At 66.5% G+C, this 13,390-nt stretch carries 15 protein-coding genes and 1 tRNA gene; 7 read left to right on the top strand and 9 right to left on the bottom strand.

What is annotated here, in order from left to right; genetic code table 11:
• Positions 1–13: 13 nt before the first annotated feature.
• Entirely contained in the window at positions 14–991 is a 978-nt protein-coding gene (locus OVA06_RS05350) for a LysR substrate-binding domain-containing protein (RefSeq protein ID WP_268160644.1), read from the bottom strand.
• Between the two features lie 94 nt (positions 992–1,085).
• Here OVA06_RS05350 and OVA06_RS05345 point away from each other — a divergent pair, with 94 nt between their 5' ends.
• Complete coding sequence (locus OVA06_RS05345; RefSeq protein WP_268156834.1) at positions 1,086–2,330, top strand: MFS transporter; 1,245 nt, start codon at positions 1,086–1,088, stop codon at positions 2,328–2,330.
• 155 nt (positions 2,331–2,485) lie between these two features.
• Positions 2,486–2,983 (top strand): Lrp/AsnC family transcriptional regulator, encoded by a 498-nt coding sequence (locus OVA06_RS05340; protein ID WP_056076353.1) that lies wholly within the window; start codon positions 2,486–2,488, stop codon positions 2,981–2,983.
• A 4-nt stretch (positions 2,984–2,987) separates the two neighbouring features.
• Here OVA06_RS05340 and OVA06_RS05335 read toward each other — a convergent pair whose 3' ends face one another.
• Positions 2,988–4,235, bottom strand: a complete 1,248-nt coding sequence (locus OVA06_RS05335; protein ID WP_268156832.1) for an MFS transporter — start codon at positions 4,233–4,235, stop codon at positions 2,988–2,990.
• A 169-nt stretch (positions 4,236–4,404) separates the two neighbouring features.
• Between OVA06_RS05335 and OVA06_RS05330 the strand changes: the two genes are divergently transcribed.
• Together OVA06_RS05330 and corA are read left to right on the top strand one after the other, a co-directional pair.
• Entirely contained in the window at positions 4,405–4,890 is a 486-nt protein-coding gene (locus OVA06_RS05330; RefSeq protein WP_091721748.1) for an Lrp/AsnC family transcriptional regulator, read from the top strand.
• Positions 4,891–4,900: 10 nt separating this feature from the next.
• The gene (gene corA / locus OVA06_RS05325; protein ID WP_268156828.1) at positions 4,901–5,896 is read left to right on the top strand and encodes a magnesium/cobalt transporter CorA; all 996 of its coding nucleotides are present in this window, start codon (positions 4,901–4,903) and stop codon (positions 5,894–5,896) included.
• A 39-nt stretch (positions 5,897–5,935) separates the two neighbouring features.
• Here corA and OVA06_RS05320 read toward each other — a convergent pair whose 3' ends face one another.
• The 7 genes from OVA06_RS05320 to galU all read right to left on the bottom strand — a co-directional run bounded on the left by OVA06_RS05320 (position 5,936) and on the right by galU (position 11,412).
• The gene (locus OVA06_RS05320) at positions 5,936–6,691 is read right to left on the bottom strand and encodes an NUDIX hydrolase (protein WP_268156826.1); all 756 of its coding nucleotides are present in this window, start codon (positions 6,689–6,691) and stop codon (positions 5,936–5,938) included.
• The gene (locus tag OVA06_RS05315) at positions 6,688–7,794 is read right to left on the bottom strand and encodes an AAA family ATPase (RefSeq protein WP_268156824.1); all 1,107 of its coding nucleotides are present in this window, start codon (positions 7,792–7,794) and stop codon (positions 6,688–6,690) included. Before OVA06_RS05315 ends, OVA06_RS05320 begins: the two co-directional genes overlap by 4 nt.
• Before the next feature lie 2 nt (positions 7,795–7,796).
• A complete protein-coding gene (gene pnuC, locus OVA06_RS05310; RefSeq protein WP_268156822.1) occupies positions 7,797–8,459 on the bottom strand; it encodes a nicotinamide riboside transporter PnuC in 663 nt (220 codons plus the stop codon).
• A gap of 170 nt (positions 8,460–8,629) precedes the next feature.
• A tRNA-Ala gene (locus tag OVA06_RS05305) sits at positions 8,630–8,702 on the bottom strand.
• 132 nt (positions 8,703–8,834) lie between these two features.
• The gene (locus tag OVA06_RS05300; RefSeq protein WP_268156820.1) at positions 8,835–9,776 is read right to left on the bottom strand and encodes a hypothetical protein; all 942 of its coding nucleotides are present in this window, start codon (positions 9,774–9,776) and stop codon (positions 8,835–8,837) included.
• Positions 9,777–9,881: 105 nt separating this feature from the next.
• A complete protein-coding gene (locus OVA06_RS05295; RefSeq protein WP_268156818.1) occupies positions 9,882–10,502 on the bottom strand; it encodes a GNAT family N-acetyltransferase in 621 nt (206 codons plus the stop codon).
• Between the two features lie 4 nt (positions 10,503–10,506).
• Complete coding sequence (gene galU, locus OVA06_RS05290) at positions 10,507–11,412, bottom strand: UTP--glucose-1-phosphate uridylyltransferase GalU (protein WP_268156816.1); 906 nt, start codon at positions 11,410–11,412, stop codon at positions 10,507–10,509.
• 103 nt (positions 11,413–11,515) lie between these two features.
• On the opposite strand from galU, the gene OVA06_RS05285 reads away from it, so the two are divergent.
• From OVA06_RS05285 to OVA06_RS05275, 3 genes are all read left to right on the top strand, one after another.
• Positions 11,516–12,136, top strand: a complete 621-nt coding sequence (locus OVA06_RS05285; protein WP_268156814.1) for a 5-formyltetrahydrofolate cyclo-ligase — start codon at positions 11,516–11,518, stop codon at positions 12,134–12,136.
• A gap of 122 nt (positions 12,137–12,258) precedes the next feature.
• The gene (locus OVA06_RS05280) at positions 12,259–12,519 is read left to right on the top strand and encodes an FmdB family zinc ribbon protein (protein ID WP_056075143.1); all 261 of its coding nucleotides are present in this window, start codon (positions 12,259–12,261) and stop codon (positions 12,517–12,519) included.
• Between the two features lie 130 nt (positions 12,520–12,649).
• Positions 12,650–13,378, top strand: a complete 729-nt coding sequence (locus OVA06_RS05275) for an RcpC/CpaB family pilus assembly protein (protein ID WP_268156811.1) — start codon at positions 12,650–12,652, stop codon at positions 13,376–13,378.
• The last annotated feature ends 12 nt before the right edge of the window (positions 13,379–13,390 follow it).

Raw genomic sequence — 13,390 nt, 5'->3', positions numbered from 1 at the left:
ACTGCCGATGCTCTCAGTGTTCGGTGTGGTGCCTTACCAGGCCGGCCAGAAGCCGGGGACCCTCGGTCACCACCATCTCCCGGAACAGGCGCACGGACGCAGGTTCGGCGTCGGCCTTGGCCCGGCGCCAGGACAGGCCCACTTCGCGAACGGCGAGCGCCGAGCCCAGCGGTACTTCCACCCACCCGAGGTTGCCGGTTTCCGGGCTCACGGTGCGGCCGGGCGCGTCACCGCCTGGAGGCAGGATGCTGACGCCGAGTCCGGCCGAGACGAGCCCGCGGACCGTGTGGGAGTCCTGGCTTTCGAATGCTATCCGGGGCCGGTAGCCGGCCTCTTTGAACAGCGCGTCAGTCAGGGACCGCAGCCCGTATCCGGAGCCGAGGGCCACGAATGGTTCCGTCATGATGTCGGCAAGCTCCGCCGTCGGCCTGCCCGCGAGGCGGTGGGTATGGTGCACCACCAGGCGCAGCGGCTCCCGGTAGAGCGGCGCCGATTCCAGGTGGCGGCCGGCAGGTGCTGCCGGGGCGGTGAGGGCGAGGTCGGACTCACCGGATGCCAGTTCTTCGAGGCAGGCGCTCCGGGCGCCCTGGCTCAGCGTAAAGGCCGCTCCCGGGTGCCTGCTGCGGAAGGCGCTGATGAGCAGGGGCAGTGTCCCCTCGCCGAACGTGTGCTGGAACGACACCGCGATCCTGCCCCTGGCCACATCCGATTCGTTGCGCACCACGTCCAGCCCCGTCCGGAATTCTTCCAGGGCGTTCTCGATGTAGGGCAGGAGGGTCCGGGCGGCGGGGGTCAGGCGGACTCCCCTTCCGTCGCGGACCAGGAGTTCGGTTCCGACGACGGCGCTTGCCCGGGCGATGGCCCGGCTCACCGTGGACTGGGGTACTCCCAGGACTTCCGCCGTCCCGGTGATGTGCTCCGTGCGGCCCAGCTCGGACAGTACGGGGAGAAGCGGAAGCAGCTGCACCAGTTGTTTCCGGTCCGGTTCCATCAGCCCTGCCCTCTCAAACTCATCCAATGTTGCTATGAGTCTTACACGAATAATGCATTGGAAGCATCTATTAGCCCGGGGCTACGCTTACCCCATGCCACCAGACACCAGCCTTGCAGGCACCCACGCCTCGCCGCCGCGCTGGACCGGGCACGCGAAGGGGTCCGCCGCCTACGGGAGGATCCTCGCCGGCCTGTCCTTCGCCGGTGTTGCCACCTTCGCCCAGCTCTACTCCACGCAGGCGGTGCTGCCCCTGCTCGCCTCCGACCTTCGAATCAGCGCCGCAGAAGCGGCGCTGACCATCTCGCTGGCCACCGTGGGACTTGCCGTGACTGTCATCCCCTGGTCTTTCCTCGCCGACAGGATCGGCAGGGTCCGTGCCATGACGTGGGGAATCAGCGTTGCCACAGTCCTGGGCCTGCTGGTTCCCCTGGCCGGCAGTTTCCAGATCCTGCTGGCCCTGCGCCTGCTGGAAGGAATGGCGCTGGGCGGTATCCCGGCCATTGCCATCGCCTACCTGAACGAGGAAGTAACAAAGGCGCACGCCGCCGTCGCTGCCGGAAGCTACGTGGCAGGCACCACCCTTGGCGGCCTGGCCGGAAGGCTGGTGGCAGGACCGGCGGGTGAATTGTGGGGCTGGCGCGCAGCAGCCCTGGCGGTGTCCGTCCTGGCCACGCTGGCAGCTGTGGCCTTCCTGCTGCTGGTCCCCAAAGCGCGGGGTTTCGTGGCATCCGGGGGTACTGGCCTGCGCGGGGCCTTCAGGACGCTTGCCGGGCATGTACGCCATGGCCGGCTGCTGGCGCTCTATCTCCAGGCCTTCCTCATGATGGGTGGCTTCGTGGCTGTGTACAACTACCTGGGGTTCCGGTTGTCCGGCGAGCCATTCACCCTGCCCGCCACCCTGATCAGCCTGATTTTCCTTGCCTACCTGTCCGGGACCGTCACCTCCCGCTGGGCTGCCGGGCTGACCACGCGCTTCGGCCGCCGGTCCGTCCTCCTGGCGGGCCTTGCGCTGGCAGTGGGCGGGCTTGCCCTGACCCTGACGCAGTCCCTGGCCCTGATCCTTGCCGGCCTGGTGGTCTTCACCGGCGGCTTCTTCGCGGCCCACAGCATCGGGGCCGGGTGGACGGGAGCCATCGCCACGTCCGGCCGGGCCCAGGCGGCATCGCTGTACAACCTGGCCTACTACCTGGGCTCCAGCGTGCTCGGCTGGGCAGGTGGCCTGTTGTTTCAGTCCCTGGGCTGGAACGCACTGGCAGAAGCGGTCATGCTGCTGGCCTGCCTCACGGCGGCGATTGTCGCCGTCGTCCATCCCCGGCGCGAGCCCGCGGTGGCCTGACCGCGCCCAGGCGCCTCCCTGTGCAACGAATTAAGTCCTTCGCAGGAACTGATGGGAACGCAGAAATTCGGTGTGAGTGGCCTTGCAGGGCCCGGGAGGGCCGATCCGGCGGTCTAGGATGAATGCAGGACCGTTGGAAGGAACCCGCAGTGAGCATGAATCCCCGGCACCCCAGGCCCGGAGCACCCCTGGAACCGCTGGATGCCATCGACGAGCGCCTCCTTGCCGCGCTGGTGGCCGACGCGCGGATCTCGAACAAGCAGCTCGCCGAAATGGTGGGCATCGCGCCGTCCACTGCCCTGATGCGTACCCGGGCGCTCTCCGAACGCGGGATCGTCAAGGGCTATGAAGCCAAGCTGAGCCTTTCGGCCATCGGCAGGTCCGTGCAGGCACTGGTGGCTGTCCGTCTGCGCGCCCACGACCGCGACCAGATCGACCGTTTCACCGCACGGGTCCCGCACCTGCCGGCGGTGCTGTCCACCTTCCACACCTCAGGTTCGGTGGATTACCTGCTGCACATCGCCGTCGGCAGCACCGAGGACCTGCGTGACTGGGTGCTCGACAACCTGGCCACCGATCCCGTGGTGGGCCATACCGAAACCACACTGGTTTTCGAGCACATCCAGGGCAACCACGGGCCACTGCCCAACTGACGGGTTACTGCCGCCAGGAGTGGCGGCCGCGCAACGCCCGCGCCAGCGTAAGGCCGGCCAGGACCAGCGCTGCTGCGCCGCACACCACAACGAAGCCGAGCACCGCCGCAGGCTGTCCCACCATGCCCGACGCCCATCCCAGGCCCAGGACCGGTACGGCGCTGCCCAGGTATGTGATGACGTAAACCGTGCTGATCACCTGGGCATGGCGGGCGGGCTCCACCTTGCCTGCAACGTCATTGAAGACCGTGCGGAAAGCCAGCCCCTGCCCCATCCCCGCGGCCACGCAGGCGGCCACCAGCAGCAGCGGGCTGTGCAGGGCCCCGGCAGTCCCCAGCAGGACCACCGATACCCCCAGGACGGCAAGACCCGCCGGAACAACGAACCGGCCCCGCACGGTGAGCAGCTGGCTGAAGGCCGAGGCCGCCAGCGGCAAACCGGCGAGGACACCTATCAGGGGCCGGGAATCAGTCTCCAGGACCCGTGCAAAGTATCCGGGCGCGAGGGAAAGGGAAAACCCGAACACGGCGAAACTCAGGAATCCTACGCCGGAAGCAAGCCAGAAAGCTCCCCGCGCATTCCGGGACACCGCCGGGCGGCGCGGGGCAAGGGCCTGGAGCGGCCGGGATACGGCCGGGAGGGCAATGGCCGGACGTGCCCGGATGAGGAAGAGCGGAACCAGCAAGCCGGCGAGGACCACGGAATGCACGCCGTAGGGTGCCGTGGTGGCGCCCGGCAGCAGGGACAGCAAACCGCCGATGGCTGGGCCCGCAGCGACTCCCCCGGAAGAAGCCAGCAGCGTGAAGCGCGATGCCCACTCAGGGCGGGAGGGCAGCAGCTCGCGCAGGGCGGCCGCGCTGGCGCCCGTTGCCAGCGCAACAGCGATCCCCTGCAGGGCACGGCCTGCGCACAATCCTGCCAGGGTGTGGGCTTCGGCGAAGACAAGGTTGCCGGCGAGGCCGCCCAGCACAGCCAGGAGCAGCGCGGCCCTGCGGCCGATGTGGTCCGACCAGTGCCCGGCCAGCATCAGGGTGGCCACCAGGGCCAGGACGTAGCTGGCGAACGCTGCAGTGACGTCCAGCGCAGAGAGGCCCAACGATGCCTGCAACAGCGGGTACAGCGGTGTGGCGAGGTTGGCCCCCACCAGCAAGGCGAAGATCACCGCGCCGGAGATCACCAGCCGGGCAGTGGTCGAGGCGTTCCAGCCGGACGCCGTCGCGGGGCGCATCCGCAGTTCGCTGAAGACCGTCATAGTGCTGCCTCCGGGGTTGGCCGCACGGGTGGTCCTTATGGGGTGCCGCGCGGGGGAAATTCAGGTGTGGCTCCAGAGTGCGGCACTCCTGCCCCTTTGATCGGAAACAAGTGCGAGAATTGAGCATCATCATCAAAGATGCTGCTAGTGAGTGACGGAGAATGAGCATTTGAACAATCTGGATGCCACCGACCTGAAGATCCTGCTGGCCCTCATCCGGGACCCCCGGATCCAGGTTGGTGAACTCAGCGATGCCGTGGGTATTGCCCGGAATACGGCACAGACGCGGGTGCGGCGCCTGATCAGGACCGGCGTCCTCCGGCCCGGCGGGCGGGAAGTGGACCTGGAAGCCGTGGGCTACGACGTCGTGGCCTTCGTAACCATCGAAGTGTCACACCGGGAACTGGACGGCGTTGTGGGAGCCCTCAGGCTGATTCCGCAGGTACTGGAAGTGCACGAAATTTCCGGGCGCGGCGATGTCTGGTGCCGGGTGGTGGCAACGGATACGCACAACCTCCAGTCATCGCTGCGCCAGGTACTGAGGATCAAAGGCGTCATCCGTACCGAAACAGTGTTGGCCCTGCACACCCACATCCCGTACCGGACCGAACCACTCATCAGTGGCCTGAGTAATTCGGCATCCGCCGGCCGCTAGGATTTCCTGAATGACCATCATCGATAACGCCGTGTACGTGGACGGCACCCGCCATGCGGAGCCGGAAAGCCTTGAGCAGACGTTCGAAACCCTGGCCCGGCACGGCGGCATGGCGTGGATCGGCCTGTACAGGCCCACCGCCGAGGAGATGGCTGCCGTAGCTGCCGAGTTTGGGCTCCATGAACTTGCTGTCGAGGACGCCATCTCGGCACATCAGCGGCCCAAGATGGAACGCTACGACGACAACCTTTTCACCGTTTTGCGGCCGGCGCGCTACCTCGATGCGAGCGAGACGGTGGAGTTCGGCGAACTCCACATCTTCACCGGAAAGAACTTCGTGGTTACCGTCCGGCACGCGGAGATGGCCGGCGTGGCCCGGGTTCGGCAGCGGCTCGAGGCCCGTCCTGAACTCCTGCGGCATGGGCCCGAAGCGGTGCTTTATGCCTTGCTGGACCGGGTGGTGGACGACTATGCCCCCGTGGTGGCCGGCCTGGAAAACGACATCGATGAGATCGAGGACCAGTTGTTCAGCGGCGACAGCAGCGTTTCGCGCCGGATCTACGAACTGGCCCGTGAGGTCATCCAGTTCCAGCGCGCGATCCACCCGCTGCCGGACATGATGCACCAGCTCAAGCGGGGGTTTGCGAAGTACGGAGTGGAAACCGAACTCCAGCACAGCTTGCGGGACGTGGAGGACCACGCCGAGCGGGTCATTTCCCGGGCCGATTCGTTCCGGGACCTGCTGCAGAACGCCCTGACCCTGGACGGGACTCTCACCGCCAACCGGCAGAACGAGGCGAGCGCCGAACAGAACGAACAGGTGAAAAAGATTTCGTCCTGGGCAGCGATTCTGTTCGCGCCGTCCTTTGTGGCAGGCGTCTACGGCATGAACTTTGACCATATGCCCGAACTGCACTGGGGTTTCGGCTACCCCATGGCGCTGGTCCTGATGGTGGCCGCCGCGGGCCTGATGTACGGAATCTTCAAACGCAAGGGCTGGCTTTAGCAGGGCGGTGCCCCAGAGGCGTCCCGCGGACCCCGGCCGTCACTCCCGCCCGGGCCGTGACAGCGGCGGGTGGATGTACCGGTCGCTGGCCGTAAACAGGGCGGCGGGCGCCCCACCGGTCGACGCGCGGGCCTTCCTTCCGGTGTCTTCCAACTGGGGTGTCATCTTGCGGGTGAAGTTTCCTGCCGCCAGCGGGGCATTCCACACCGCCTCGTAAACGGTGCGCAGCTGGGTGAGCGTGAACTCTTCGGGGAGGAGCCTCGCTGCGACGGTGGTGTATTCCATCTTGCCGGAGAGCCGCTGCAGGCCCTCTGTGAGGATCTGCAAATGGTCAAAAGCCAGGGATTCACCAATGCTGCGGGCGAGCATTTCGTGGACCGGGTACCAGTCGGCACCGGCGGCATCGGTCCCGGCCGAGACGGCGGGAAGGGTTGCGCCGTCCGTCGCCAGCAGGACCAGATGGGCAACGGAAACGACCCGCATCCGGGGGTCGCGCCCAGGGGCGCTGTATGTTGCCAGCTGTTCGAGGTGGACCGGCAGTGTTCCCAGGTCCAGCCCGGTTTCCTCGGAAAGCTCGCGTCCGGCGGCTGTCTCCGCTGATTCCCGGGGTCCGACGAATCCACCCGGCAGGGCCAGCCGGCCCTTGAAGGGGTGGGCACCGCGGCGGACCAGGGCGGCGCGGAGGACGCCGCCGGTGACGGCGAAGACGACCAGGTCTGCGGTCAGGGCGACGGACGGGTAGTCACCGGGCCGGTAGGAATCAAGGTAGTCCCGCTCGGCGTTGGAGTCACTCATGCCGGCGCCCCTTCCAGGACGGTCCGGGTGGCCCAGGGCGGGGACGTGTAGGCGTTCCGCTGGGCGAGGACCAGGTCTATGACGTCAGTGGCGGTTTTCATGCGCCGTTCGTGGCTGCCGGTAACCAGGATCCAGGAGTGTCCTTCCGCTGTCAGGGTCTCCTTGAACCATTCGGTCATATCGGCACGGCGGTGTTCACCTTCCCGCCAGCCGTCGTCTTCGAACGGCACGCCTTCATCGTCGGTGACCAGGTACAGATCCCGGCGCGGCAGGGTGTCCATGGCGTGATAGGAGCCGTAGCTGCGCTCCCCCAGGTAATACCGTTCCCACAAGGTGGTGGCCAAGGCATCGGTGTCGGCGATGACCAGCGGGCAGGTATCGGCCGCCGCGTTCTCCAGCTCGTTTTGGCGTGCGCCGATGACGCTGAAGTCCCGCGCAGTCCACACCATGTCGCCCAGTGCCGCGTCCGGCTTCCCGGCCCGCAGGGCGTCAAACTTTTCATAGGTGTAGGCGCGGCCGTATTCGGGTACATCGGCGATCAGCGGGAATCGCGCCCGGTAGTGATCCATCAGGGCCCGGGTGAGGGTGGTGGTGCCGGTGGACTCCGCGCCGACAACAATGATCCGGGTGGCCAGTTCCTGCCGGGCCGGGGCCACCACGTACGGCCAGGCTGCGGCGGGGCTGTCACGGCAGATGGTGCCGCTGATCGGGTAGGTGGCGCGGGACTGGTCGACGAGCACGTGGTCGGCGCCGAAGTAGCCCGCCAGCCGGGTGCCATAGGCTTCGGAACTGAAGACGGCGTCGACGGCGGTGATCCCATGGGTCTTCAGGGCCAGGCGCATGAGCTCGTTCTGGGCTTTCCAGATGGCGTCGGAGTGGTAGTCCTCCGGGCAGTCGTTCGGCATGCCGATGACCTGGACGTTGGTGTCTTCAAATTCGGCGGCCAGCCATCTGGCGCGATCGGCAACGGTGATGGACTCAAAGCGCGTTCCCAGGACGAGGACCACCACCTTTTCGGACTGCGAGGCGGCCGTGGCAATGAGGTGGGCGTGGCCGGCGTGCGGCGGGTAGAACTTGCCGATGACCATGGACTGGGTAAACATTGTCAGGCTCCTGCCGGGACGGTGATCATGGGGGCCTTCCCGGCGGCCCGGGTGCGCTTCCAGCCGCTGAGCCCGTAAACGCAGAGGGCGAGGAATCCGATGTACAGGATGGCTGTCAGCGCCAGCCCCCGGCTGAAGTACAGCGGAATGGAAACCACATCGATGAGGATCCAGACGTACCAGTGCTGGAAGATCTTTTTCGCCTGCCAGTAGGTCGCAACCAGCGAGGCTGTCAGGACAAAGGCATCCGGCCATGCCACCTGGGAGTCGGTGCCGTGTGCCAGGATCATGGCCACGGCCGCAGTGCCGGCCAGGGTGGCACCGGCGCTGAGGAGGACTTCCTTGCCGGCGGCGTCCCGGATGGGCAGATCATTGCTGGCCTCGGTGGCGGAGCTGCCGCGGACCCAGTTGAACCAGCCATAGACGGCCACGGCAGCGAAGATGACCTGAAGGACAGTTTCGCCGTAGAGGCCGGCACCCAGGAACAGGATAATGAACGCAAGGTTGTTCAGGATCCCCACCGGCCAGTTCCACAGCTTCTGCTTCGCGACGCCGTAGACGCACGCCGCGCCGGTGACGAAGCCGATGACCTCGATCCAGCTCACAGGAGAGCCGAGAAGATCTGGCACTGCAGCGGAGTTCATCCAGTCAAGTAGGGCCGTCATCGCCGGTTCCTCCCGTAATTATCAATCCGATAATTACAATCTAGCGGTTAATTATCAAACTGACAACTAGCGCGTCGAACAGCCGCGGCTGCCACTCCCGCCATGCCCGATGTTGCCAGGACACGACAAAGGCCATCCCGAAAGGATGGCCTTTGATGAAACGAAAACTGTGGAGCTAAGGAGATTCGAACTCCTGACCTCTTCGATGCGAACGAAGCGCTCTACCAACTGAGCTATAGCCCCGGAACGGTGCGGCCTTTTACGGGATCTGAACCGGTGACCCTAGGCTACACATTTTTCCTGCCCCAATGCCAACCGGCGCTCCCGGTTCCGTCGATGCCCGCCCGGACGGCCGGCGTCGGGCCTGGCTAGGGTCTATGCCCTGCGGCGCTGCAGGACGTCGTCGAGGTTGCTGAGCGCGCTCTGCGCCTTCGTGAGCTGCTGGGCGTCAACGGGTGCCCCACCGGCCGCTCCCGCTGCGTTTCCGGCAGCGCCCTGCTTCAGAGACGGCTTGCCAACTGCTTTCGGTGCTTCCGGAAGCTCAAGCGGCCTGGGCTCTGGCCGCTCGGCCTTGGCAGCCTCCACATACACAGGCTTGGGGACCTCAACAGGCTCCCAGGGGGTGCTGGAGGGAGCGTCCGACGCCGGTGCTGCCGCGCTGGTATCGCCCGCGGCCACGGCTACGGCGATGGCTGCTTCACGCAGTTCGACGGCGGTCAGCGGCTTGGCCTGGGGCTTGTGGGCCTCGGCGTCGAAAACGGGGCTTTCCGGCCGGGCAGGCACCGGCGCGGTTTGCGGCTTGGGCGGAATCCGGTCAAGGGGGGCGGCCGTCCGGGCCGGCGCGCTCATGGCCGAGCGGAACGCTGCATTGACCTTCGCCCGGCGGCTCCGGACAGCGAGGGTGCGCAGAAGAACGATGCAGGCCGCCGTGAGCGCCACGCAGGACAGCGGCAGGACCGCGGAACCCAGGCCGAAGGGCAGCAGGACGCCGGAGACGAATGCCGTGACAAGCGAGAGAAGCCCAACGAGTGCGATGGATGTGCGCCCGTAGTGGATGCGCAGCCGCCCGTTGGCTGCGCTGGCCGGCCCGGCAGCGGCCGCAGGCTTGGCAGCGGGTGCGGCGCTCTTCCTCGTATCCATCGTTTTCTCCTGCTTGGCGGCGACGTTCAGAACCATGCCTTGCGGCCGTTCCGGTTTCTCCTCTGCGGGTGTGTCCGCCACGAAATCGCCGGCGGGCTGGAACTGGTGCCTGCGGTTCCGGAGGACGTAGGGGGCAACCCACACAATCCAGAGCACGACAGCAACCACAAGGATCACAGAGCTGCTAAGGGGGAAGTCCACACTCAAAACCGTATGAGCATCACCACTGCCACACTGGCATTGGCTGCGGTGTGTCGCAGGGCGGTTGCCAAATGAGTGGAATTAAGACGTCCGGGACGACATCCATCGCGGCAACAGGCCGTCCGGGACCTCCTCGGAGGTCAGCGCGAAGGACCTGTGGTCAGCCCACTCACCGTTGATGTGAAGATACCGGGGCCGGTACCCCTCGTCGCGGAAGCCCAGCTTCTCCACCACCCGCAGGCTGGGTCCGTTTTCGGGCCGGATGTTGATTTCCATCCGGTGCAGCCCAAGGGTCTGGAAGCAGTGGTCCGTCACCAGGGCCACCGCTGTGGGGGCAATCCCCTGGCCAGCCCGTGCCTGGTCCACCCAGTAGCCAAGCGTGGCCATCATTGCTGAGCCCCAGAGGATGGATGACACCGTCAGCTGGCCCACGATGGGCGGGGTCCGGCTGCCGGCCATCCGCTCCGTAATGAGGAACGGCAACGCCGTGGACTGGGCCGCCTGCGAATTCAGCGATCGCACCATCTGCCGGTAGTCCGGCAACCCTCCGCGCGGATCCGGGTTGGATGCCTCCCACGGCGCAAGCCACTGGCTGTTCCGTGACCGCACTTCGGTCCATTCTTTCCGGTCGCGGTAGCGGATGGGCCGCAGGACCAGGTCACCGCATTCAAGCGTGGCCGGCCAGATGGGACCGAAGCGCACGATGCTACTTGGAGAGTTGGGCGGCGAAGCCCGGCAACCACTCCCGCAGGCCTGGGCCCAGGTCATCACTGTCGACGGCCAGCTGCACGCAGGCCTTCAGGTAGCTCAGTTTGTCGCCGGTGTCGTAGCGGCGGCCGCGGAACACCACACCGTAGACGCCGTAGCCTTCACCCTCGCCGGTGGCAAGTTCCTGCAGGGCGTCGGTCAGCTGGATCTCGCCACCACGGCCGGGGCCGGTTTCCTCCAGCACGTCGAAGACGGCCGGGTGCAGCACATAACGGCCGATGACTGCCAGGTTGGACGGCGCCTCGTCCGCCGCAGGCTTCTCGACGAGCCTGTTGATCCGGACGTAGCCTTCGCCGTCGATCTCCTCGATGTCCGCGCAGCCGTAGGCGCTGATCTGGGACGGATCCACTTCGATCAGCGCAACCACCGAACCGCCGGTCTTGGCCTGCACGTCAATCATGGTTCCCAGGAGCTCGTCCCGGGCATCAATCAGGTCATCACCGAGGAGCACGGCAAAGGGCTCGTTGCCCACGTGCTGGCGGGCACGCAGCACTGCGTGGCCGAGGCCGTTGGGGTCGCCCTGGCGGACGTAGTGGATGTCGCCGAGGTTGCTGGCGGCCTGGATGGACTCCAGCTTCTTGGTGTCACCCTTGTCCGAGAGGGCGGACTCGAGCGACGGGACACGGTCAAAGTGGTCCTCGAGCGCCCGCTTGTTGCGGCCCGTAATCATCAGGACATCGTTGAGCCCGACGCCAACGGCTTCCTCCACGACGTACTGGATGGCAGGCTTATCCACCACCGGAAGCATTTCCTTGGGCATGGCCTTGGTGGCGGGAAGGAACCGGGTGCCCAGCCCCGCAGCGGGGATGACGGCTTTGCGAACTCTCGGGTTACTGGTAGTCACCGGACTAATCTAGCGTCAGCGGCAAGCATTAAGTAATCAGCCGTCCGGTCCCGGCGCGGACCTGCACATGAACCAGCCGCCCGCGGCGATGGAGGGAAAACCCATGACTGAATATCAGACCGGTGCCAAGGACGGCATCCGGACTGCCCACCGTGCCCGCCGCGCGGAACTCTCGCCGGCGGCCCTGGAGGAGGCCGGCAACGCCCTGGCGGAACATGGCACAGCCTGGGCCGGCTCCCTTGTGGACGGCGCGACCGCAACCTTCTGCGTCTATCTGGGCGTCGGCGTCGAACCCCCCACCCTCCCGCTGATCCGGGCCCTCCACGCCCGCGGACACCACGTCCTCCTGCCGGTGTGCGAACCCGCGCGCGAGCTGAGCTGGGTATTTTGGTCTCCGGGCATCCCGTTTGCACGCAGCCGCTACGCGCCCGTCATGGAACCTGACGGGCCGCGGCACGGGCCGGATGTGGCCGGCGGGGCCTCCGGGCTGTTTATTCCGGCCACTGCCGTTGATCTTTCCGGTAACCGGATTGGCCAGGGCGGAGGCTATTACGACAAGTTCCTGGGCCATTTGGACACTGCCGGGAAGCATATTCCGCTCGCAGCTGTTATCTACGACGAAGAACTATTGCCTGCCGGTCGGGTCCCCGCCGAGGAGTTCGACCGTCCCGTTCCGGCCGTCCTGACACCGGGCGGACTTCGGGTCCTGGCGGGAGCACCCTGAACCCGGACAGTCGGTGGACGGGGATGATAGAATTAGCACTCAGGCCCTGCGACTGCTAACGGACCACCAGTGGAACGGGTGGCAGCACGGGACCTCTCGTTTGCCCAAGAGGAGGAGCACCAGTGCCAACATATGCTTACGCCTGCAAGGATTGCGGCCATGCTTTTGACATCGTCCAGTCATTCTCGGACAGCACGCTGACGTCCTGCCCGGAATGTGAAGGCACGCTGCGCAAGAAATTCAACAGCGTGGGCGTCGTCTTCAAGGGATCGGGCTTCTACCGCACTGACTCCCGCGATTCCAAGGGCAGCACCGTTTCCGCAGCACCCGCGGCTCCGGCAGCCCCCGCTCCGGCGCCCGCCCCGGCGGCTGCCGCCAGCTGACACCGGTCCGCACCCGTCCCAACACACCCGGACTGCCAGCGGCCCCGGACCTAAAGTCGGCACCACTATGTTGTCCACATAGGGCCGGGGCCGCTGTCGTCGGCCATGCCTGCCCACCTAGCGTGAAGGCATGCCTGCACATCCCCCCGGTGCCCACCGCAGACCGTCCGTCTTCCAAGCTAAAAAGGGCGCTGCCGCGTCCCGGCGCGGCAGCCCGCTGACCCGTGTGGCCGGGATACTCAACCGCAACCGGCGCCTCGCTGTTGCCCTTCTTCTCTGCGCGGCGGCGTCCATCACGGTCCACCAGCTCACCCCTGCGCCGGCCGAGAGCGTCACGGCCCTGTCCGCAGCCAGAGACCTGCCCGCCGGAACAGCTGTAACTGCCGCGGACCTCGTTCCGGTGCGGGTACCGCCCGGCCTGCTGTCCGAAGGCGTGCTGAGCGGGCAGGCTGAGGCGGCAGGCAAGCAGTTGGCAACCCCGCTGCGAAAAGGGCAGCTGGTCACCGATGTCCAGCTCCTCGGTCCCGGGCTGCTCACCGGCACTCCCCCGGGATCGGCGGCCGTTCCATTGCGGATGGCCGATGCTTCATCCATCCAATTGGTTTCGCCGGGACAACTGGTGAACGTCGTCCTGACATCCGGAAACGGGTTCGACCAGCAGGGACCCTCGGAAGTCCTGGCCGCGGGAGTCCCCGTCCTCTGGACCGCAGCCAAAGGTGGGCAGGGCGGACAATGGCTGGGCACCGCCGAAACCGACGGGCTGATCGTGGTGGCAGCCACCGCTGAACAGTCAGCGCGGCTGGCAGGGGCGTCCACGCAGGGCAAATTGTTCTTCGTCCTGGTGGGACCGCCGTCGTGACAGGCCCTGCCG

It is taken from the genome of Pseudarthrobacter sp. SL88, assembly GCF_026672455.1.
Taxonomy (GTDB): domain Bacteria; phylum Actinomycetota; class Actinomycetes; order Actinomycetales; family Micrococcaceae; genus Arthrobacter.
The sequence above is the reverse complement of the archived record's forward strand: the minus strand, read 5'-3'. Positions and strand labels throughout refer to the sequence as shown.

Coding starts and splice junctions, on each gene's coding strand:
- pnuC (WP_268156822.1), bottom strand. CDS start 8,459: ATGACGGCCCTACTTGACTGGATGAACTCCGCTGCAGTGCCAGATCTT.
- OVA06_RS05345 (WP_268156834.1), top strand. CDS start 1,086: ATGCCACCAGACACCAGCCTTGCAGGCACCCACGCCTCGCCGCCGCGC.
- OVA06_RS05315 (WP_268156824.1), bottom strand. CDS start 7,794: ATGTTTACCCAGTCCATGGTCATCGGCAAGTTCTACCCGCCGCACGCC.
- OVA06_RS05285 (WP_268156814.1), top strand. CDS start 11,516: ATGACTGAATATCAGACCGGTGCCAAGGACGGCATCCGGACTGCCCAC.
- corA (WP_268156828.1), top strand. CDS start 4,901: ATGACCATCATCGATAACGCCGTGTACGTGGACGGCACCCGCCATGCG.
- OVA06_RS05335 (WP_268156832.1), bottom strand. CDS start 4,235: ATGACGGTCTTCAGCGAACTGCGGATGCGCCCCGCGACGGCGTCCGGC.
- OVA06_RS05350 (WP_268160644.1), bottom strand. CDS start 991: ATGGAACCGGACCGGAAACAACTGGTGCAGCTGCTTCCGCTTCTCCCC.
- OVA06_RS05340 (WP_056076353.1), top strand. CDS start 2,486: ATGAATCCCCGGCACCCCAGGCCCGGAGCACCCCTGGAACCGCTGGAT.
- OVA06_RS05320 (WP_268156826.1), bottom strand. CDS start 6,691: ATGAGTGACTCCAACGCCGAGCGGGACTACCTTGATTCCTACCGGCCC.
- OVA06_RS05275 (WP_268156811.1), top strand. CDS start 12,650: ATGCCTGCACATCCCCCCGGTGCCCACCGCAGACCGTCCGTCTTCCAA.